The organism is Streptosporangium sp. H16 (assembly GCF_051918855.1).
GTDB lineage: Bacteria > Actinomycetota > Actinomycetes > Streptosporangiales > Streptosporangiaceae > Streptosporangium.
Genome location: NZ_JBPXMD010000015.1, coordinates 140670 through 159479 on the forward strand (window position 1 = coordinate 140670; position 18810 = coordinate 159479).

General features: G+C 72.0%; 20 protein-coding genes and 1 pseudogene. 10 read left to right on the forward strand and 11 right to left on the reverse strand.

From position 1 onward, the window contains the following. Positions 1-78 precede the first annotated feature (78 nt). A complete protein-coding gene (locus tag ACTOQ2_RS24860; protein WP_440102605.1) occupies positions 79-1674 on the reverse strand; it encodes an ABC transporter ATP-binding protein in 1596 nt (531 codons plus the stop codon). Between ACTOQ2_RS24860 and ACTOQ2_RS24865 the strand changes: the two genes are divergently transcribed. The 3 genes from ACTOQ2_RS24865 to ACTOQ2_RS24875 all read left to right on the forward strand — a co-directional run bounded on the left by ACTOQ2_RS24865 (position 1609) and on the right by ACTOQ2_RS24875 (position 3737). Beyond that, entirely contained in the window at positions 1609-2175 is a 567-nt protein-coding gene (locus ACTOQ2_RS24865; protein WP_440102728.1) for an insulinase family protein, read from the forward strand. The two genes, ACTOQ2_RS24860 and ACTOQ2_RS24865, sit on opposite strands and share 66 nt — an antisense overlap. Before the next feature lie 87 nt (positions 2176-2262). Further along, positions 2263-2973, forward strand: coding sequence for a sulfotransferase family protein (locus tag ACTOQ2_RS24870; RefSeq protein ID WP_440102606.1), 711 nt, complete (start codon positions 2263-2265; stop codon positions 2971-2973). Between the two features lie 101 nt (positions 2974-3074). Beyond that, positions 3075-3737 carry a TetR/AcrR family transcriptional regulator C-terminal ligand-binding domain-containing protein gene (locus tag ACTOQ2_RS24875; protein WP_440102607.1) on the forward strand — a complete coding sequence of 221 codons (663 nt, stop codon included), beginning with the start codon at positions 3075-3077 and terminating at the stop codon, positions 3735-3737. A gap of 7 nt (positions 3738-3744) precedes the next feature. Here ACTOQ2_RS24875 and ACTOQ2_RS24880 read toward each other — a convergent pair whose 3' ends face one another. From ACTOQ2_RS24880 to trpB, 3 genes are read right to left on the reverse strand one after another with little or no spacing between them, the layout of a single operon-like run. After that, positions 3745-4491, reverse strand: a complete 747-nt coding sequence (locus ACTOQ2_RS24880) for a GntR family transcriptional regulator (protein ID WP_440102608.1) — start codon at positions 4489-4491, stop codon at positions 3745-3747. Beyond that, on the reverse strand, positions 4491-5273 hold the full coding sequence (gene trpA, locus ACTOQ2_RS24885) for a tryptophan synthase subunit alpha (protein ID WP_440102609.1): 783 nt from the start codon (positions 5271-5273) through the stop codon (positions 4491-4493). The genes ACTOQ2_RS24880 and trpA overlap by 1 nt, the downstream gene beginning before the upstream one ends. Beyond that, a complete protein-coding gene (trpB, locus tag ACTOQ2_RS24890; RefSeq protein WP_440102610.1) occupies positions 5270-6484 on the reverse strand; it encodes a tryptophan synthase subunit beta in 1215 nt (404 codons plus the stop codon). The genes trpA and trpB overlap by 4 nt, the downstream gene beginning before the upstream one ends. Positions 6485-6654: 170 nt before the next feature. On the opposite strand from trpB, the pseudogene ACTOQ2_RS24895 reads away from it, so the two are divergent. Continuing rightward, positions 6655-6992 (forward strand): annotated as a pseudogene (locus tag ACTOQ2_RS24895) (Tn3 family transposase); the annotation flags it as partial. A gap of 310 nt (positions 6993-7302) precedes the next feature. Here ACTOQ2_RS24895 and ACTOQ2_RS24900 read toward each other — a convergent pair. The 3 genes from ACTOQ2_RS24900 to ACTOQ2_RS24910 form a co-directional block, all read right to left on the reverse strand. Beyond that, positions 7303-7794: an SRPBCC family protein gene (locus ACTOQ2_RS24900; RefSeq protein ID WP_440102612.1), complete on the reverse strand. Its 492-nt coding sequence runs from the start codon at positions 7792-7794 to the stop codon at positions 7303-7305. A 272-nt stretch (positions 7795-8066) separates the two neighbouring features. After that, the gene (locus ACTOQ2_RS24905) at positions 8067-8711 is read right to left on the reverse strand and encodes an SRPBCC domain-containing protein (RefSeq protein ID WP_440102614.1); all 645 of its coding nucleotides are present in this window, start codon (positions 8709-8711) and stop codon (positions 8067-8069) included. A 23-nt stretch (positions 8712-8734) separates the two neighbouring features. Beyond that, the gene (locus tag ACTOQ2_RS24910; protein ID WP_440102616.1) at positions 8735-9121 is read right to left on the reverse strand and encodes an ArsR/SmtB family transcription factor; all 387 of its coding nucleotides are present in this window, start codon (positions 9119-9121) and stop codon (positions 8735-8737) included. Positions 9122-9285: 164 nt separating this feature from the next. Between ACTOQ2_RS24910 and ACTOQ2_RS24915 the strand changes: the two genes are divergently transcribed. Next, a complete protein-coding gene (locus ACTOQ2_RS24915) occupies positions 9286-9480 on the forward strand; it encodes a hypothetical protein (protein WP_440102618.1) in 195 nt (64 codons plus the stop codon). 50 nt (positions 9481-9530) lie between these two features. Here the strand turns inward: ACTOQ2_RS24915 and ACTOQ2_RS24920 are convergent, their stop codons facing one another. Beyond that, positions 9531-10130, reverse strand: coding sequence for a TetR/AcrR family transcriptional regulator (locus ACTOQ2_RS24920; protein ID WP_440102620.1), 600 nt, complete (start codon positions 10128-10130; stop codon positions 9531-9533). Between the two features lie 41 nt (positions 10131-10171). Here ACTOQ2_RS24920 and ACTOQ2_RS24925 point away from each other — a divergent pair, with 41 nt between their 5' ends. The 3 genes from ACTOQ2_RS24925 to ACTOQ2_RS24935 all read left to right on the forward strand — a co-directional run bounded on the left by ACTOQ2_RS24925 (position 10172) and on the right by ACTOQ2_RS24935 (position 13222). After that, complete coding sequence (locus ACTOQ2_RS24925; RefSeq protein ID WP_440102622.1) at positions 10172-11344, forward strand: macrolide family glycosyltransferase; 1173 nt, start codon at positions 10172-10174, stop codon at positions 11342-11344. 145 nt (positions 11345-11489) lie between these two features. Further along, entirely contained in the window at positions 11490-11933 is a 444-nt protein-coding gene (locus tag ACTOQ2_RS24930; protein WP_440102623.1) for a CBS domain-containing protein, read from the forward strand. Beyond that, positions 11930-13222 (forward strand): ArsB/NhaD family transporter, encoded by a 1293-nt coding sequence (locus ACTOQ2_RS24935; RefSeq protein WP_440102624.1) that lies wholly within the window; start codon positions 11930-11932, stop codon positions 13220-13222. The genes ACTOQ2_RS24930 and ACTOQ2_RS24935 overlap by 4 nt, the downstream gene beginning before the upstream one ends. A 63-nt stretch (positions 13223-13285) precedes the next feature. On the opposite strand, the gene ACTOQ2_RS24940 is transcribed toward ACTOQ2_RS24935, so the two are convergent. Beyond that, the gene (locus ACTOQ2_RS24940) at positions 13286-14146 is read right to left on the reverse strand and encodes an alpha/beta fold hydrolase (RefSeq protein WP_440102625.1); all 861 of its coding nucleotides are present in this window, start codon (positions 14144-14146) and stop codon (positions 13286-13288) included. 109 nt (positions 14147-14255) lie between these two features. Between ACTOQ2_RS24940 and ACTOQ2_RS24945 the strand changes: the two genes are divergently transcribed. Together ACTOQ2_RS24945 and ACTOQ2_RS24950 are read left to right on the forward strand one after the other, a co-directional pair. Continuing rightward, positions 14256-14885, forward strand: coding sequence for a TetR/AcrR family transcriptional regulator (locus ACTOQ2_RS24945; protein WP_440102626.1), 630 nt, complete (start codon positions 14256-14258; stop codon positions 14883-14885). Further along, positions 14882-16165 carry a glycosyltransferase gene (locus ACTOQ2_RS24950; RefSeq protein WP_440102628.1) on the forward strand — a complete coding sequence of 428 codons (1284 nt, stop codon included), beginning with the start codon at positions 14882-14884 and terminating at the stop codon, positions 16163-16165. The genes ACTOQ2_RS24945 and ACTOQ2_RS24950 overlap by 4 nt, the downstream gene beginning before the upstream one ends. Positions 16166-16251: 86 nt before the next feature. Here ACTOQ2_RS24950 and nhaA read toward each other — a convergent pair whose 3' ends face one another. Further along, complete coding sequence (gene nhaA, locus ACTOQ2_RS24955) at positions 16252-18150, reverse strand: Na+/H+ antiporter NhaA (protein ID WP_440102630.1); 1899 nt, start codon at positions 18148-18150, stop codon at positions 16252-16254. 326 nt (positions 18151-18476) lie between these two features. Then, a complete protein-coding gene (locus tag ACTOQ2_RS24960) occupies positions 18477-18746 on the reverse strand; it encodes a hypothetical protein (protein WP_440066742.1) in 270 nt (89 codons plus the stop codon). Between the last annotated feature and the right edge of the window lie 64 nt (positions 18747-18810).

Here is an 18810-nt window from a genome sequence, read left to right on the forward strand (position 1 = left end):
TGTCACGAGGCGAGCGTGCCGGAACATGGTGACCATAGTGACCGCCTCAGCAGCGGCGTACAACGGATTATTCCCCGCCTACGGGCGGATGGGGGGCCCGCGCCCGGGGTCCCGCGATCCGGGACGGCGGGGCCTGCCGTCAGGCGGGCCGGGCGGCGAGGAACTGGGTGGCGGCGAGCTCGCGATGGCCACCCGCTGGCGCTCGCCTCCGGAGAGCATGACGCCGCGATGACCCACCTGGCTGTCCAGCCCCTCAGGGAGCCGGGCGACCAGCTCCTGCAGCCACGTCAGCCCGAGCACCCGCCCGACGGCCTCGCCCGAGGCGTGCGGCGCCGCCCACAGGAGGTTCTGGCGAAGCGTACCGTCCAGCACCGGCGCGTCCTGCTCCACGTAGCCGAGAGCGGCGCGCAGCTCGGCCGTCCGCCACCGCCGGATGTCGCGCCCGTCAACGGTGATCGTGCCGGCCTGGTGTTCGTAGAAGCGCTCCAGCAGGGCGAAGACCGTGGACTTGCCCGCCCCCGAGGGGCCGACCAGCGCCGTCACGCCGCCGGCCGGGACGGCGAAGGACACCTCCCGGTGCGCCGGCGGGCGGCCGTCGCCGTAGCCGAAGGCCACGTTCTCGAACGTCACACAGACCGGCGCCCCCTTCTCCCGGCCCGCACCGCCGGTGTCCCGCGGCGAGATCTCCTCCGCCGGGAGGTCCTCGATCTCCCGGATCCGGCTGAGCGCGGCCAGGCCGCCCTGCACCCGGGTGAGTCCCTGCACCAGCTGGGCGATCGGCGCGACCAGGTAGAGCAGGTAGAGCAGGTAGAGCAGGTAGAGCAGGTAGAGCAGAAAGGCCACCAGCGACGACACCTGCAGGGCCCCGGAGGCGACCCGGGCCCCGCCGACGCTGAGCACCGCCACGAAGGTGAGCCGGGCGGCGCCCCAGGAGGCGGTGCCGGCCACCGAGGTCCACCAGGCGACGGCGACACCACGGTCGCGGGCCCGGCGGGCCGCGCCGGTCACCGCGTCGATCTCCCGCTGCTCGGCGCCGGTGGCCTTGACCGTGCGGAAGGCCTGCAGCGCCCGGTCCAGCGCCGCGCCCATCTGCCCCACCGACTCCTGCGCCTGGATCGAGGCCCGCCGGATCCGCGGCATGACCAGACCCACCAGGGCGCCGACCAGGACGAGCACGCCCACGGTGACCAGCAGCAGGAGCCCGTCCATGAGCGCCATCATCACCACGGCGCCCACCAGCATGAACACCGCGGTGGCCGACTCGACGATCCCGTTGGTGAACACCGCGCGCAGCAAGGTGGTGTCGGAGGTGACGCGAGACAGCAGGGCGCCGGGCTTGAGCCGGTCCACCTCGCGGACGGGCAGCCGCAGCATCCGCTCCACCAGGGCGCGCCGGGCGCGGTAGACGATGCCCTCCCCCATGCGCTCGAGCACGTACCTGCCCAGCGCGCCGGCGAGCGCGCCCGCCGCGAGCACGACCACGGTCAGGCCCAGCGGCGGCAGGGGCGGCGGGGCCGGTGAGCGCTGCGCCCGCCGCCCCCGCCGCCCCTGCCGCCCCTGCCGCCCCTGCCGCCGCTGCCCGAGATCGAGGGCGGCCGCCTCGCGCTGCTGCCGCGGCCCGGCGCGCCGCAGTCGCGCGTCCGCCTGCGCGCGCAGGCGGTGACGGTCGAGCACCCGCGCTATCCGGCCCTCTTCTTGGCCCTCAACGTGCTGGGCGGCTACCTGTCCTCCAGGCTGTCGAGAAGCCTGCGCGAAGACAAGGGCTACGTGTACGGCGTCACGACCTTCTTCGACACCCACCCCGGCAGCGCGCTGCTGGCCGTCGAGGCCGACACGGCGGCGGCCACCACCGGCGCCGCGCTCGAGGTACTGGCCGCCGAGCTGCGCCGGATGCGGACCCACCCTCCCACCGAGCGGGAGATCGACTCCGCCCGGGCCTACGCGCTCGGCTCCATGGCCACCCGCCTGGCCCCGCGCGCGGCCTTCGCCTCCGCCCCTGGCCGACATGGCGGCCAAGGGCAGGGACCCGCTGTGGCTGCTCGACTTCCCCCGCCGCCTGGCCGCCGTGCCGCCTGGCGACGTGGCGGCGGCGGCGAGGGATTTCTTCGCGCCCGGGCGCTTCTCCGGCCTGGTCGCCGCCGACCCCGGCGCGCTCGCCTGCCCCCGTCCCTGTGACCGGCGAGGCTTCTCGCCGGTCTTCGACGATGATGAGACATTGCCCCGGTAGCCGCCGCGCGGTGTCCGGGGGGAATGGCAAAGATCATGCGCATCATCGGGGCAGGTTTCGGCCGTACGGGAACGCTCTCGCTCAAGACGGCCCTGGAGCAGCTGGGGTACGGGCCGTGTCACCACATGAAGGAGGTGATCGAGCGGCCGGAGCAGATCCGCCGGTGGCTCGCCCTGGCCGAGGGACGGCCGGTGAGCTGGGAGGACCTGCTGCGGGGGTACCACTCGTGCGTGGACTGGCCCTCGGCCGCCTACTGGCGTGAGCTCGCCGGTCACTTTCCCGAGGCGAAGGTCGTGCTCACCGTGCGGGATCCGCAGCGCTGGCTGGCCAGCATGAACGCCACCGTCTTCAAGCAGCGCCGGCGCGGGCGCGGGCTTGGCGGAAGGGCGATGCGCGGGCTCTCCTCGCTGCTGGGCACCGACTTCGCCGCGTTCACGAAGATGACCAGGCTCACCGTCGAGGAGCGGGTTTTCGGCGGGCGCTGGGAGGACCCCGCGTGGCTGCTGAGGACCTTCCAGGCGCACATCGACGACGTCGTGGCGGCGATCCCGCCCGGCAGGCTGCTGCGGTTCGAGGTCGGTCAGGGCTGGGAGCCGCTGTGCGGATTTCTCGGGGTGGCGGTGCCCGAGGGGCCGTTTCCGCGGGTCAACGACAGCGCGGACTTCGACAGGAACACCCGGGCGAACCTCGCCGCCATGCTGCTGCGGCGAAGCGGCCAGGCCCGCTCGGGGCCGGAGGAGAGCTGATCGCCGATCAGCGGTGCTCGCGGAGCGGTTCCCCCGCAAAATGTATACACTCTGTACATATCTGTGGTCGCGCCGCGTGCGCGCTTTTCGGGAGGTGGACCGTGACGCACCCCAGCCCGCCCCTCAGCCCGCCCGCCCGGCGCGGGCGTGGGCGCCGCCCGGCCGACCAGGTGCGCCGGGAGGTCCTGCGGGCGGCCGGTGAGCTCCTGCTGGCCGAGGGCATGGCCGGTTTCACCGTGGAGAAGGTCGCCGCCCTGGCGGGCGCGAGCCGGGTCACGCTGCACAAGTGGTGGCCCTCCAAGGGGGCACTGGCCCTGGAGGGCTACTTCGGCGTGGTCGGCCCCGTCCTGGCCTTTCCCGACAGCGGCGACATCGCCGCCGATCTCACCGCGCAGCTGAAGGCGTTCGTACGCCTGATGCGCGACACCCGGGCCGGGACCGTCGTGCCGCAGCTCATCGGCCAGGCCCAGACCGATCCCGATCTGGCGGCGGTCTACCGCGAGCACTACTCGGGCCCGCGCCGGGCTCTGGCCGTGCAGGCCCTGCGAAGGGCCGGGCGGCGCGGCCAGCTGCGTCCGGGCCTGGATCCCGAGGTGGTCGTCGACCAGCTGTGGGGCGCCTGCTACCACCGGCTTCTCATCCCCGACCAGCCGCTGACCGAGGAGTTCGCCGAGGCCCTGGTCGCCAACCTGCTGGGCGGCATCGCCGCCTCCACGTCGCCCGCCTCGTCCGCCGAGGAGAACGGGCGGGAAAAACGGCGCTAGGGAACGGTCAGCGCTGGGAGACCCAGTGCAGCGACAGGTCGGTGGCCTTGCGCTCGGCCCTGATCTCCATCCACTCGCCGAGGATCGTGGCGTGGTCCATGACGACCAGGGCGCCCTGGTCGTCATAGGTCGCCCGCTCGCTGACGAAGACCGGGCTGCCCGCCGGATGCCGCAGCCGCGCCGCCACCGGGGCGGTGAGCAGGGCCGGCCTGATCCGTTCGGTCGCCCGGTGCACGCGCGCGCCGGCGCCGGCGAGCGCGGTGTACAGCGGGGTCTCGGTGAAATCGGCCCCCTTGATCGCCGAGGCGTGCGGCTCGGCGATCCAGGAGATCTGGTGGACGGCGGGCCGGCCCAGCAGATGCCGTACGCGTGCCAGCCGCAGGACCCGAGCGCCGGCCGGCGCGTCGCCCAGCAGCCGGATGAGCGAGCGCGGGGCCTGCCGGATCGCGGCCGAGAGCACCTCGGTGCGCAGGGGGTAACCCTGCCTGCGCAGATCGTCGCCGAGACTGCGCAGCGTGTCGAGAGGGTACTGCGCGCTGGCCGGCGTCACGTAGGTGCCGCGGCCGGCCCGCTGGACGATCAGGCCCTCGCCGCTGAGGACCTGCAACGCCTGCCGCAGCGTCATCATCGTCACGCCGTAGGAGGCGCTGAGCTCACGCTGCGCGGGCAACGCCTCGCCCGCGCGGTAGTGGCCCGACCTGATCTTGTGGGTCAGGTCGTCGGCGATGGCGCGGTAGCGGGGCGTACTGCTCATCAGGCTCCCTGGTCGAGTGCGCGTCGAATGCTCGCCACATATCCTCCCAGCTCGCCTGGCCCGGCGCCGTCGAGGAGCTTGCGCATCAGCGCCGAAGCCACCACGACGCCGTCGGCATGACCCGCCAGCTCGGCGGCCTGCGCCGGGTTGGAGACCCCGAAACCGAACAGGACCGGCCGGTCGGTGAGTCCCTTGAGCTCGCGGCCGAGCCGGGCGGCCCGCTCGGGAACCTCGCCGCGCTCGCCGGTGGTGCCCATGCGGGTCAGGGCGTAGACGAAGCCCCGGCTGCGCTCGGCGATCTCGCGCAGCCTGGCCCGGGAGGAGGACGGAGCGGCGAGCAGCGCGAGATCCAGGCCCTCGGCCGCCGCGGCGTCGGCCAGCTCCCCGGCCTCCTCCAGCGGCGAGTCGGGCACGATCAGCCCGCGCAGCCCGCTCGCGGTGAGCGCCGCGCAGAACCGCGCGGCGCTCTGCTGCACCACCAGATTGCTGTAGGTCATCGCGATGAGCGGCACACCGGCGTCGAGCGTCGCGACCTTCTCGAGGATTCTCCTGACCGTGGTCCCGGCCGCGATCGCCCGGTCGGAGGCCTCCTGGATCGTGACGCCGTCCAGCATGGGGTCGGAGAAGGGTAAGCCCAGCTCGACGGCGTCGGCTCCGGCATCGGCGTAGGCGTGGACGACGTCCGCCCATCCGGGGGTGACCCCGGCGGTGACATAGGGCACCAGCAGGGAACGCCCCGTGCCACGGCGTGCGACCAGGAACTCTTCCAGGGACTCGCTCACAGCAGCTCCTTGAGGGAGGCGATGTCCTTGTCTCCCCTGCCGGAGAGAGTCAGCATCACGGTCGACCCCGGCGCGATCTCGCCGGACCTGGCGGCCCGGATCACCCAGGCCACGGCGTGCGAGGACTCCAGCGCGGCCAGGATCCCCTCGGTGCGGGCCAGGCACAGCAGCGCCTGGAGGACCTCCTCGTCGTTCACGGTCTCGTAGCGGGCGCGCCCTTCGTCGCGTAGATGGGCGTGCTCGGGGCCGATCCCCGGATAGTCGAGGCCGGCCGCGACCGAGTGGGCCTCCGTCACCTGGCCGTCCTCGTCCTGCAGGACCAGCGAGCGAAAGCCGTGCAGCACCCCGGCCCTGCCGAAGGTCGCCGCCGCGCCGCCCTCGGCCTCGACGCCGACGAGCCGGGCGGTGGTGTCGACGAAGCCGGCGAACGTGCCCGCGGCGTTGGAGCCGCCGCCGACGCAGGCGACCACGTAGTCGGGCACGCCGACGGGGAGCTCGGCGGCGCACTGGGCGCGGGCCTCCTCACCGATCACCCGCTGGAACTCGCGCACCATCCACGGATAGGGATGCGGGCCCATCACCGACCCGATGCAGTAGTAGGAGTCGTCCGTCGACGACACCCAGTGCCGCATCGCCTCGTTGCAGGCGTCCTTGAGGGTGCGGCTCCCGGTCGTGACCGGCACGACCTTCGCGCCCAGCGCGTTCATCCGCAGAACGTTGAGCTCCTGCCGTTCGATGTCGCGCTCGCCCATGAACACGGTCGCCTCGAGGCCCAGGAGCGCCGCGGCGGTGGCCGTGGCGACGCCGTGCTGGCCCGCGCCGGTCTCGGCCAGCAGCCGTTCCTTGCCCATCCGGTGAGCGAGCAGCGCCTGGCCGATCACATTGTTGATCTTGTGTGAGCCGGTGTGCGCGAGATCCTCGCGTTTGAGGAACAGGGTGATGCCGAGCTCGCGCGAGAGCCGCCAGGCGGGGGTCAGCGGAGTGGGGCGCCCTGCGTAGACCGTGAGCAGGGTGTCGAGCCTGCCGCGGAACTCGGGGTCGCTCCAGGCCTCGCGGAAGGCCGCCTCGATCTCGTGGCAGGCCGGGACCAGCGACTCCGGCACGTACCGCCCGCCGTAGGTTCCGAACCGGCCGGTGGCGCCGGGGTCGCTCATCGCGCGGGCGGCGGGCACCGTGACGCCCTGCCGGCCGGACCGGGACATCTCGCCCATGATCGTATTCTCCCTCTGTACAGTTCTAGAACAGTGGCTTTAGTTCTAGAACAGTAGCCCAGGGTCGCCGATCGGCAAACCCCTGATCCCGGCGAAACCGGCGGCAATCGCGGAAAACCCAGCGAACCCACCTCGAAGCCGTGGAGACACCCGCCAGGGTGTGGGGGGGACCCGCGCTGACCAGGCCGATCCGGTGGGACATCATCACCCAGAACTACGAATGATGAAGTACGCCACCGCGATCCGGCTGAGGACCGCGTCCACCGAAGCCCCGCTGCGCCGGTTCACCAGCGAGACCACCCACCCCGCCTACGCGGCGATGCTGGAGGCCGGCCGCGCCCAGCGCACCGTCTTTCTCGCCCGCTGGCTCCGTGACCGCGATCTTCAGCGGGAGACCGAGTCCGGGCTGAACGTGGTGGAGAACTACAACGGCGCAGGCGACTACATCAAGTTCTGCAAGCGCGGGGAGCTCGCCTCCAACCGGCGCGAGGAACAGGAGCTGTCGATTACCGGCCGTCCCACTCTCGGCAGCCCCACCAGGAACCCGTCAGATGCCTGAGCCCGTATTCGTAGTCGTCAGCACGCGGTTGACTGTGAGACGCCCACACGAAGCAGCGCGAGCCCGCGATCAGCCACTCGTCGATCTGTAGTTCGACGCCGGTAGGTTCGTTCTCCTGGGCGATTCCTGGTGGCTTGTTGATCACAGCGTCACCCTGGCGCCGGGTCGGCCGTGATCTCCAGGGGCGTAGCTGCTCCATGCCCCACCGCTTTCTCTGAGGAGTCGAGCGGTGGTCTTGTCGTGGTAGCCGAGGGCATCGTCAGTCCGTCGCTTCGCGGACGTCCTTTCCCTGCTCGGCGAACGCCTTGAAGTCCTGCATGTGCTGTTGCGACTGCTTGCGGAAGGCGCCGGGCATCAGAAGTCCCACCAGCTTCATCAGAAAGCCGCTGAACCGGTATTCGTTCTCGCTCTCCCAGAGCGTCGTTTCCGGGCCGGCTTCGGTCAGCCGGTCGCGCACGGCGCTCCACATGCCCTCGCCGACGATCTCGCGGTCGAAGTGAACGACACTCGTTTTCGGGATCTCACGCAGGTCTGCCGGTTCCCGGCGTGTGATGGTCTCGGTGCACTCGATCTTCCGCTGGCCCATCTGCATCACGACCCGCGACTTGGTGCCGAGCTGCCCGTGCTCCCCGCTCAGCGGCTCGTGCAGCACCAGGCCCTGCAGCCATTTCGGCAGGTGTGCCGGGTCGGCGAGCAGCGGGACCGTCTTCTCCCGCGGCAGGGCGATCTCGATGGAGACGGTGTATTTCATGGGCGCATCATTCTTTTCCTTCTAGGTGTGGGACGACGTGCTTTTGTACTGCTCGTCGTGCTCCTCGGCTGAGGGCACTGCATTCTGTGTCCGTGAGGTGAAGGGCAGACGTGTGATCTGCGGTTGGGTGCCAGAGGGTGCGTTCACTGTCCAATCTCGGTACGCGTTGATGTGCTTACGCAGTGTGGGGGCGGCCCTCCGCCCGGCGATTCGTCATTCTCATCGTGGGTGCGAGCGCCGAAGGCGCCGGTCAGCCCACCGCAGTAGGAATGTCAGGCCGGGTCGGGTGCGTAGAACTTGGTGGTGGCCTCGACTGCGGCCGCGACGTGCTCCGGTTCGCCACCGGCGGCCAGATGAGCCTGGCCCCAGGCTGCGGCGCTGCGCCGGCTGAACTCACGTCCTTCGGGCGACTTCTCGAACTCCTCGTGGTCGGCGATCTCACCATCGGCCAGGAGCCGGGCCAGGGTGAGCAGAGCCAGGTCCCAGCCGACGCCGCCGGCGCCTGGGCCATAAGTGGGGAAGGAGGGCTCCCCGATGAACGCTGCGTGGATCAGCTCGAGCTCCGTGTCGCCGGCGGGGCCCGGGACCAGGCGCACTTCCACCTCGCTCGTGCCGGGCCAGGCGTCGGCGTCCGGTCCGTAGAGCCAGGACACCTTGAGCAGACGCGGCGGCTCGCACCGGAGGATGTCGCCGTGCTCACCACCGTCCAACTCGAACTTTCCGCCAGGCCGAAGGTCCCCGGTGACCGGCTTCAACCAGCGGCGCAGCCGCTCGGGGTTGGTGATGGCGTTCCAGACGTCGTCGATCTCCGCGTCGTATCGACGCCGCAGCTCCACGGTGTACGCCTCGCCGGCGGGCACTCTGCCGTTGCCCATCGCCCGGTGCACGGCGGCCAGCTCGTCCAGTACGTCTTTCATGTCATGCCTCTGTCGGTGGTGGATCAGTTTTGACCGTATCGGTGCCGGACCCGGCCTGCCGGGTGGGTTCCCCACTGGCCCGGGGCAGGCGTGCACACCTGCCCCGGGCCGGCTCGGTCCCCAGAGCGTCGAGGCGTTGTTCCCAGGACCGGCGGAAACCGGTCCAGCCACGCGTCAACCTCGCTCAGCGGCGCGGGCTCGACAGCGTGGAACCGCCGAGGGTCCTCAGCCCACACCGACGCGAACCCGCTGTCACGCAGCACACGCAGATGCTGGGAGACAGCCGGCTGGGAGATGGCGAACTCGGCCCGGATGACGTCCGTGATCGCCCCGGAGGTCTGCTCACCGTCGGCGAGCAGCTCCAGAATGCGCCGGCGCACGAGGGCGCCGAGGATGTCGAACGCGTGCACGACGGAGATCGTACCGGCCTACACTTATATAAGTAAAGGCTGATATCTTGGCGCCGCATCGGCGCCGTCGGCGGTCCGGCCGGAGTCCCCGGAATCTTCGACCGCGAGGCGCGCCGCGGTCACCAAACCCGCGAGGACACCTCCAAGGCGAGTCGCACACCGCGGTGATCGGTCCCTGGCGGCCGCTCCTCTCCCCCGCCGAGGACCTCGCCGCTCTCGACCGGTTGTTCGACACCGACGGCCCCCACGGCATCCTGCACAGGGACGACCTGACGGTGCGCACCGAACGCACCGTGTGGGCGGCACGACAACAGGGACGGTCCGCTCACCCTGCCGTACGGCCCGACCGCGCCACCTGATCCTCACCCGCCCCGGTGGGCACCGACGCCCACCGGGGCGGCCGGGAGGCCTACCGGACCGCCAGCCGGTCCAGGTGGTAATGCACGCTCGCCACGGCCTGGTCGGGATCGCGCACGCCGAGCAGGATGTCGAAGGCCAGGCCCTCGATCATGGCGAGCAGCGCGATCGACTCGCGTTCGGCGTCCAGTTCGGGCCGCATCTCGCCGGCCCGCTGGGCCTGGCCGATCAGTTCGGCGACCCGCTCGTGCAGCCAGTGGTACCCCTCCCGCAGGGGCTCGGCCAGGTGGGGGGCGTCCGCGGCGCGGACGCCGAATGCCTGGACGACGCGGCGTTCGGCCCGGCGGCGGGCGTCCAGCGGCAGCATCTCGGCGACCATCACCCCCAGGATGGCCCGCTCGGAGACGGACTCGCCGAGGTCGCCGAGTCCGGCCACGATCCGCGCGGTGACCTGCTCGCCCATGTAGTCGATCACGTGCCGGAGCAGCTCGTCCTTGCTGTGGAAGTAGTGCTGCACGGCCCCGAGGGAGATGCCCGCCTCGACGGCGATGTCGCGCAGCGTGGCGCGGTCCAGCCCGTGGCGGCCCGCGACGCGCAGCACAGCCTCGGCGATGTGCCGGCGCCGCTCGTCGTGATCGACCTGCTTCGGCATGCCCTCCCCTTTTCCATACGTACGTATTATAATACACCGGTATGGCAACCGTTGCGTTCTTCGCCCCCGCCGCCTCCGGACACGTCAACCCCACGCTGGGTCTCGCCGCCGAGCTCGTACGGCGCGGCCACCGGGTCACCTACGCCACCACGGCGGCATACGCCGAGCGCGTCGCCGAGACCGGCGCCGAGGTCGTCCCGATCACCTCCACCTGGGAGGGCCGCGACGACATCGAGGCACCGCAGATGCACGGCAGGGAGCTCGCCCGCGCCATGGGCCTGCTGCTCGACGAGACAAGGGCGATGCTCCCGCAGTTGAGCGGGGGCCCGCCCCCCGACCTGGTGGTTCACGACGGGCCGATGGGCTGGTGGGGCCGGGTCCTGGCCCGGCGATGGCGGGTGCCCGCGGTGGAGACCTGGCCCAACCTGGTCAGCAACGAGCACTGGTCGATGGCCACCGAGTACACGAGGTTCAACCCGCTGAGCCCGCGCTTCCTGCTCATGGCCGTCCGGCTGGGCCGCTTCCTGCGGGCGGAGGGGTTTCGCGACCTGCAGGCGTTCACGCGGGGCGACGAGGCCGCGCTCAAGCTGGTGATGCTGCCGCGCGCCTTCCAGTACGCCGGCGAGACCTTCACCGACCGGTACGCCTTCGTCGGCCCGGGCATCACCGAGCGTGCCTACCAGGGCGGCTGGGAACCCTCCGGTGATCTCCCGGTGGCGCTGGTCTCGCTGGGCACCGCCTACAACGACCGGCCCGGTTTCTACCGCACCGTGCTGCGCGCGGCGGCGGATCGACCCTGGCAGGTCGTGCTGGCCGTGGGCGAGGTGGACCCGAGGACGCTGGGACCGGTGCCGCCCAACGTGGAGGTGCACCGGCACGCGCCGCAGCCGGCCGTGCTGCGCCACGCGCGGGCATTCGTCACGCACGCCGGGATGGGCGGCACGATGGAGAGCCTGCACTTCGGGGTGCCGATGGTGGCGGTGCCGCAGATGGCCGAGCAGCGGGCCAACGCCGACCGCATCGCCGCACTGGGCCTGGGCACGGTGCTGCCGCCGGGCGAGATCACCCCCGACGCGCTGTGGCGGGCCGTGGAGGACGTGGCCGGCGACGAGCACGTTCGCGAGCGGCTGGCGTGGATGCGGCGGGAGATGGCCGCCGCGGGCGGGGCTCCGGCGGCGGCCGACGCGGTGGAGAAGGTCCTCGGCCGCCGGTGACGTGGCCCCGCGAGCCGTTGAGCCCCGGCATTGAGCCCCGGCAGGGGTGAATTTCTCCCGGATCGGCGATCATTGATAGGGTCCGTCGAAGGTGCGCCGGGAAGTCTGGTCGGTAGTTCTGTCGCCTACCCCTGAAAGTGCCCTCATGCGCGCTCGTGACCTGCTCGTCGATTTTCCCACCGTCACCCTCGACACCTCCGTGCTGGACGCGGCCCGGCTGCTGGCCGACCACGATCTGCCGGGCCTGATCGTGATGGACTCCGGCGGGCTGCCGCTGAGCATCCTGGCCGGCACCCAGGTGCTGGCCCTGGCGGTGCCCGGCTACTGCCAGGACGATCCGGCGCTGGCCCGGGTGGTCGACGAGGCCCACGCCGACGCCTTCCTGCGCAACGTCGCCGGCCAGACCGTACGCCAGGCACTACCACCCACACCGCGCGAGCTACCGGTCACCGACCCGGACGCCACCGTGCTGGAGATCGCCGCGCTGATGGCCCGCACCCACAGCCCGCTGGTCGCCGTGGTGGGCGAGGGCCGCCTGCACGGCGCGGTGACGCTGCAGGCGCTCATGGAGCGGATGCTCGCCTCATGACGGCTCTGGCCTGGCTGTCGGTGGCGGTCTTCCTCGGCGCCTACGCGCTGATCGCGACCGAGCGGATCCACCGGGTCGCCTCCGCCCTCGGCGGAGCCGGAATCATGCTGGTCATCCACGCCAGCGACGCCGAGGCGGCGTTCTTCTCCTCGGAGACCGGTGTCGACTGGAACGTCATCTTCCTGCTGCTGGGCATGATGGTCATCGTCGGGGTGCTCAAGCAGACAGGCGTGTTCGAGTACCTGGCGATCTGGGCCGCCAAACGGGCCAGGGGACGCCCGTTCCGGCTGATGGTGCTGCTGGTGGTCATCACCGCGCTGGCCTCGGCGCTGCTGGACAACGTCACCACGGTGCTGCTGATCGCGCCGGTGACGTTCCTGGTGTGCGAGCGCCTGGCGCTGCCGGTGGTGCCGTTCCTCATCGCCGAGGCGCTGGCCTCCAACATCGGCGGGGCCGCCACCCTGGTCGGCGACCCGCCCAACATCATCATCGCCAGCCGGGGCGGGCTCACCTTCAACGACTTCCTCGTGCACATGGCGCCGATGATCGTCATCCTGATGGTGGTGTTCGTCGGCCTGTGCCGGGTCATGTTCCGCAAGGCGTTCGTCTACGACCCCGAACGCGCCGCCGACATCATGCAGCTGAACGAGCGCGAGGCCATCGCCGACCGCACCCTGCTGTGGCAGAGCCTGGTCGTGCTCGCCCTGGTGATGGCCGCCTTCGTGCTGCACCCGGTGCTGCACTACGAGCCCTCGGTGGTGGCGATCCTCGGCGCCGGGATCCTGGTGGCGGCCACCAAGGTCACCACCGGGCAGGCCATCGCCGAGGTCGAATGGCCCACCCTGGTGTTCTTCATGGGGCTGTTCGTCATGGTCGGCGCCCTGGTCGAGACCGGCGTCATCGGCCAGATCTCCCAGGCCGCCGTCGGCGCCACCGAAGGCCGGTTGGGGCTGACCGCGATCGGCCTGCTGTGGGCCTCGGCCGGCCTCTCGGCGATCGTGGACAACATCCCCTACGTGGCGACCATGAGCCCGATCGTCGCCGACCTGGTGCAGGCGAACGGCGGCCACGACCACGCCCAGGTGCTGTGGTGGGCGCTGGCCTTCGGCGCCGACCTGGGCGGCAACGCCACCGCCGTCGGCGCCGCCGCCAACGTCGTCATCATCGGCATCGCCGCCCGCAACCGCACCCCGATCAGTTTCTGGGAGTTCACCCGGTACGGTCTCATCGTCGCCTTCGTCACCGTGGCGCTGGTGACGCCCTACCTGTGGCTGCGCTACCTGATGTGAACCCATGCCCCGCCTGTCGGGCGGCGAGGTACGGCCGCGGGCGGGAAGGGCCGGGTGAACGCCTCACCCCGCGGCGAGGAAGGCCCTGATCCTCGTGGCGATCGCGGGGTAGTCGGGGGCGAACCAGATCATGTGGCCGTCGGCCCGGCTTTCCAGCAGTTCGGCCCCCGGGATGGCCGCGGTGAGGGATTCGGCGTGGGCGAAGGGGACCGAGCGGTCGGTGCGGCTGGCGATGACCAGGGTCGGCTGGGTGACCTGCCCGGCGCAGTCGGGCACCGGCAGCATGTCGTTGACGAAACCCGCACCTGAGCGCATGAGCGTGAACAGCGCGGCCAGTTCGGCCTGGTCGTGCTCGCTCAGGCCGGCCATGACCTGGCCGGCGGGCCGGGTGGACAGGTCGCGCAGCAACAACCGCAATCCGGCCCGCGGCGCCGCGCGCATCAGCAGCCGCACCGCCGCCCAGGACGCCGCCTCGACGCGGGCGTTGAACACCAGGCGGCCGGCCAGGCGGGTGCGCCGGTCGCCGGGCCAGGGCAGGAAGCCGACCGCGCTTTGCAGGATCACCCGGCGCACCAGGTGCGGGTGGCGGGCGGCCATGGTCGCTGCGGTGCGCCCGCCCGCCGAGATGCCCACCACGGCGGCGACCCGCTCGATGCCCAGGGTGTGGCACAGCTGCGCGACGACGTCGGCGAAGGCGGCGGGCGTGGTGGCGGTGGCCAGAGGGGTTCGCCCGTACCCGGGGCGAGAAGGGACGAGCACCCGGTGGCCGGAAGTGGTGAAGGCCTCCTCGCCCAGGGCCAGCGTGGCCCGCATGTGACCACCGTGGAAGATCACGACCGTCTCGGGCCCCTCGCCCTCCAGCCGGTACTCCACCGCACCCGTCGCCAGGCGGGCGGTGATCGTCTCTCGCTCCAAGGCCGTCATGGACCGCAATGCTCGCATGCCCGGCAACGGCTGCATAACCGGTTCGTTGCCACCTTCCCGGCACCTCACCCCTTCCATTTGAGTTGAACGTTTGTTTAGTATGCTGAACATGCGTTCAGACAGTGATCTCACCGCGCGGGCCCGGATCGGGAACGCGGCCCTGGAGCTGTTCGGCTCCGAAGGCGTCACCCGGGTGAGCATCCGCGCCATCGCCGCCAAAGCCGGCGTCTCGCCCGCCCTGGTGGTGCACCACTTCGGCTCCAAGGAGGGCCTGCGCGCGGCGTGCGACCAGTACGTGATCTCGCTGGTGCGCGGTGATCCCGACGACCCGGTCGACCTGAAAGACGCCTCCGGCCTGGCCGCCATGCTGGAGGAGGCCGAACCGGTACGGCGCTACCTCGCCCGCGCCTTCCTGGACGGCACCCCCGAGGCGGCCGCGCTGTTCGACGAGATCGTCGAGACCACCGGCGCGTGGCTGGAGCAGGGCAGCGCCGAAGGGTGGATCCGCCCCACCGGCGACGCCCGGGCCCGCGCCGCCCTGTATGTGACCTGGCTGCTGGCGCCGCTGGCCTTCGGCGAGCACCTGTCACGGGTGCTGGGCGTGGCCGACCTGCACGGCACCGACGCCACCCTGCGCTACTCGCGGACCTCCGTGGACATGCTCACCCACGGCGTGTTCACCGACGAGCGCCTGCTCGACGCCTGGGACGCCCTCGCCGCGAAGCGGAGAACCCGATGAAGGTCCTCATCCTCACCCACGGCACCCGCGGCGACGTCCAGCCGTACGCCGCCCTGGCCCTGGCCCTGCGGCAGGCCGGTCACCACGCGGTGCTGGCCGCCCCGGCCGCCTCGGCCGCCCTCGCCGAACCGCACGGCCTGCCCTTCGCTCCGGTGCACGACGGTCCCAACACCCTCATCGACGACCCCCAGATCCGCCGGGCGATCGAGAGCAACTACCGCGGCATGGCCGGCAAGAAGATCGCCCTGCAGGTCATGCGGGCCAGCAAGCCGCTGATGGCGCGGGTGTTCACCGACATGGTCACCGTCGCCGGCGGCGGCGTCGGCGACGGCGACGGCGACGGCGCCGACCTCGTCGTGCACGGCCCGAGCATCCCGGGCCATCGCATCGCCGAGGCTCTGGGGGTGCCCGCCGTGGCGGCCCTGCTGCAGCCGGTGTGGGTGCCCACCGCCTCCTTCGCCAACCCAATGATCCCCCTGCCGCTGCCACGGGCGCTGAACCGCGCCTCCTACCTGCCGTTCCGGCTGATGCTGCGCTCCTTCGGCGCGGTGGCCGACACGACGCTCGACCTGCCCCGCCGGCGCGGCCGCCACGACTTCCTGCGCCGCCCCGACGGCGGCCCGGCCACCGTGCTGCACGGCTTCAGCCGCCACCTGCTGCCCTCCGGCGCCGAATACCCTCCTCAGGTCCACACCACCGGGTTCTGGTTCCTGCCCGCCGCCTCCACCTGGACCCCGCCACCGGATCTGGCCGCGTTCCTGGCCGCCGGAGCGCCACCGGTCTACATCGGCTTCGGCAGCATGGCCGGCACCGACCCCCGCCGCATCGGCCGTATCGCCATCGAGGCGATTCGCTTGACCGGCACGCGCGCGGTGCTGGTGTCGGGCTGGGGCGGCATCGCCGTCGACGACCCGCCCGCCCTGCCCGAGGAGGTGTTCGTGCTGGACGAGGCCCCGCACGACTGGCTGTTTCCGCGCATGGCCGCGATCGTCCACCACGGCGGCAGCGGCACCACCGGCGCGGCGCTGGCCTCAGGACGACCGCAGGTCATCTGCCCCTTCGTCGCCGACCAGCCGTTCTGGGCCGCCCGCGCGCACGCCGCGGGCGTCGCCCCCGCGCCCTTGCCGCAACGCCACCTCACCGCCGAAGGACTCGCCGCCGCGATCCGCCGGGCCATCGGCGAGGAGGCCATGGCCCGACAAGCCGACCGGCTCGCCGAGGCCGTCCGCGACGAAGACGGCACGAAAGCCGCGATCGCCATCTTGGAGTCACTCACCTGATTCGCCGGCCCTTCGCGACCGGCCCGGACGCGGTAGCCCGAATCTTCACCGCGCACGGGCTCGAGCGCCCGGTCAGGGGCTCGTTCCTATCGCCGCGACGAGTCCAGGCCGGCCCGGGCTCGCGCCGACCGGATGGCCGAGGAGAGGCCGTCGAGGTCGAAGGCGCCGTGGTGGCGCCGCCCGTTGATGAAGAACGTCGGCGTACCGGACACGTCGCTGACGTCGGCGGAGTCGACGTCGGCGGCGATCCGGGCGACGACCGCGTGGTCGTGGAGGTCGGCGCGGAAGCGCTCGACGTCGAGGCCGAGGTCGCGGGCGTGGCCGATGAGGTCGGAGGGACGCAGGCGGTCCTGGTGGGCGAGCAGGCGGTCGTGCATCTGCCAGAACGCTCCCTGCGCGGCGGCGGCCTCGCCGGCCTGGGCGGCGAGCTGGGCGAAGGGGTGGACGTCGGTGAGCGGCAGGTGCCTCCAGACGTAACGGACGTCGCCGAGGTCGGCCAGGATGCGGCGCACGACCGGTTCGGCCTGGCCGCAGTAGGGGCACTCGAAGTCGCCGTACTCCACGACGGTCACCGGCGCGTCGGCGGGGCCGCGAAGGTGGTCGCGGGCGGGGTCGACGGGAGCGGCCAGGTCGACGATGGTCTCGGCGGTGCCCAGCAGGGCGCGGATGCGCAGCCGTGCCGGGAGCATCGCGGTCGCGCGGGAGACGGCCCAGGTGACGACGGGCGCGCACACCGCCGCGGCGAGGATGCCGAACTTGGCCTCCTGGAGCTGAGGGCCGTCGAAGGCGAGGGTGGCGATCAGCAGGGAGACGGTGAAGCCGATACCGGCGATCGCGCCGCCGGCCGTCACGGCGGCCCAGCCGACCGGCGGGCGGACGCGGCCGCGGCCGAGCAGGGTGACCAGCCAGGAGGAGATGATGATCCCGACGGGCTTGCCGACCGTGTAGGCCAGCAGGATGCCCAGGGTGATCGGGGAGACGAGGGCTCGCGCCAGGAAGTCGCCGCTGAGGGTTATCCCGGCGTTCGCCAGGGCGAACAGGGGGACGACGACGTAGCTCGTCCAGGGATGGTAGAGCTGTTGCAGCCGCTCGTTGGGCGAGATCGCCGAGGTGAGGCCTCCCCGGGCCGAGCGGGCCAGCTCGGGGGTCGGCTGCTCGCGAAAGAGGCGGAACAGGTCGGTGGCGCGTTCCAGGTCGCCGCGGGAGGCCGGGGAGGCGTAGGTCAGCAGTCCCATCGCCAGGCCGATGATGACCGGTTCGACGCCGGAGCGCAGCAACGCGACCCATGCCGCGGCGCCCAGCAGGGCGTAGACGAACCCGTGGCGTACGCCGGTGGCGCGCACCGCCAGGATCACCGCGAAGACGGCCACCGCGGCCAGCAGCGGTACCGGCGTGACGTGCTCGCTGTAGAAGATCGCGATGACCGCGAGGGCGATCAGGTCGTCGACGACGGTGACGGTGAGCAGGTAGGTGCGCAGCCGGGCGGGCAGGCGGGATCCGAACAGGGCGAGCATGCCGAGGGCGAACGCGGTGTCGGTGGACATGGCGGCGCCCCAGCCGTGGACGGCCGGGGTGCCCGCGTTGAGGCCGAGGTAGATCGCGACGGGGACGATCATGCCGCCGGCGCCGGCGGCCAGGGGCAGGACGAGCCGTCTGCGGTCGCGCAACTCCCCCATGTCGAACTCCCGGCGCGCTTCGAGCCCCACGACGAAGAAGAAGAACGTCATCAGGCCGGTGTTGACCCACTGGCGCAGGTCCTGGGAGACGCCCGAGTCCCCGAAGGTGACGGACAGCGGGACGCGCCAGAACCGCTCGTAGGCGAAGGGGGCGACGTTGGCCCAGGCCAGGGCGGCCAGCGTCGCGGCGAGCAGGATGACGGCACTGCCGGTTTCCGTGCGCAGGAAGTCGCGCAGCGGGGTGGTGGAGGTCTGTGCCCACACGGTCCGCGCGGGCGGTGGGGCGCCCTCCTGGCCGGGGGCCGTCATCGTCGGATCCTCGTCGGGCGCATTGTGGTCTCCCCCGTGCCTGGCGGTCTCGCGTCGCGCGGAGCGCGGACCGGTGGATCACGTGTCGCCGGCCGGTCGGTGCCGTCCGTGGCCTGTGGGCGGGGGGTGGTGCTTCTCGCGCCGGCGCGTTCTCGTGTGTCGCCGGCGTCGCCGCCGAAGTCGCCCCCAGGGTACCCAAGGGTCCGCCCCGGCGGCTCTCGCCGGGGCGGGCCGAGCCGGGGCGGGAGGAGGGTCGAGCGGGGCGGGGGCGGTGGCCACCTCGGCCGGCGCCCGCCCCGGACGGGGGCGGGGGTGGGGGCGGGAGGTCAGGGCGGGGGTGATGACCTGAGTTTCCTGACGAAGCGGGCGGCGGCGCGGTGGCTCATGCCGGTCTCGCCACGGACCAGGAAGACGGCCTGGTCGAACTGGCCGGAGGCCTTGAGTTCCAGGAGCCGTTCGACGAGTTCGGGGCCGATTCCCCCGCCGACCAGGGCGTTCCTGGGGCGTTGTGCCGCTCGTACCGCGAAGACGATCAGGGCGATGACCGCCGCCACGACGACCGCCGTCAGGAGGAGGATGACGATCGGGTTCGACATGGGCTGAGCGTACCGCCGCGAAGCCGCCAAATGGCGGATGTGATCACTACATTCGGGACAGATG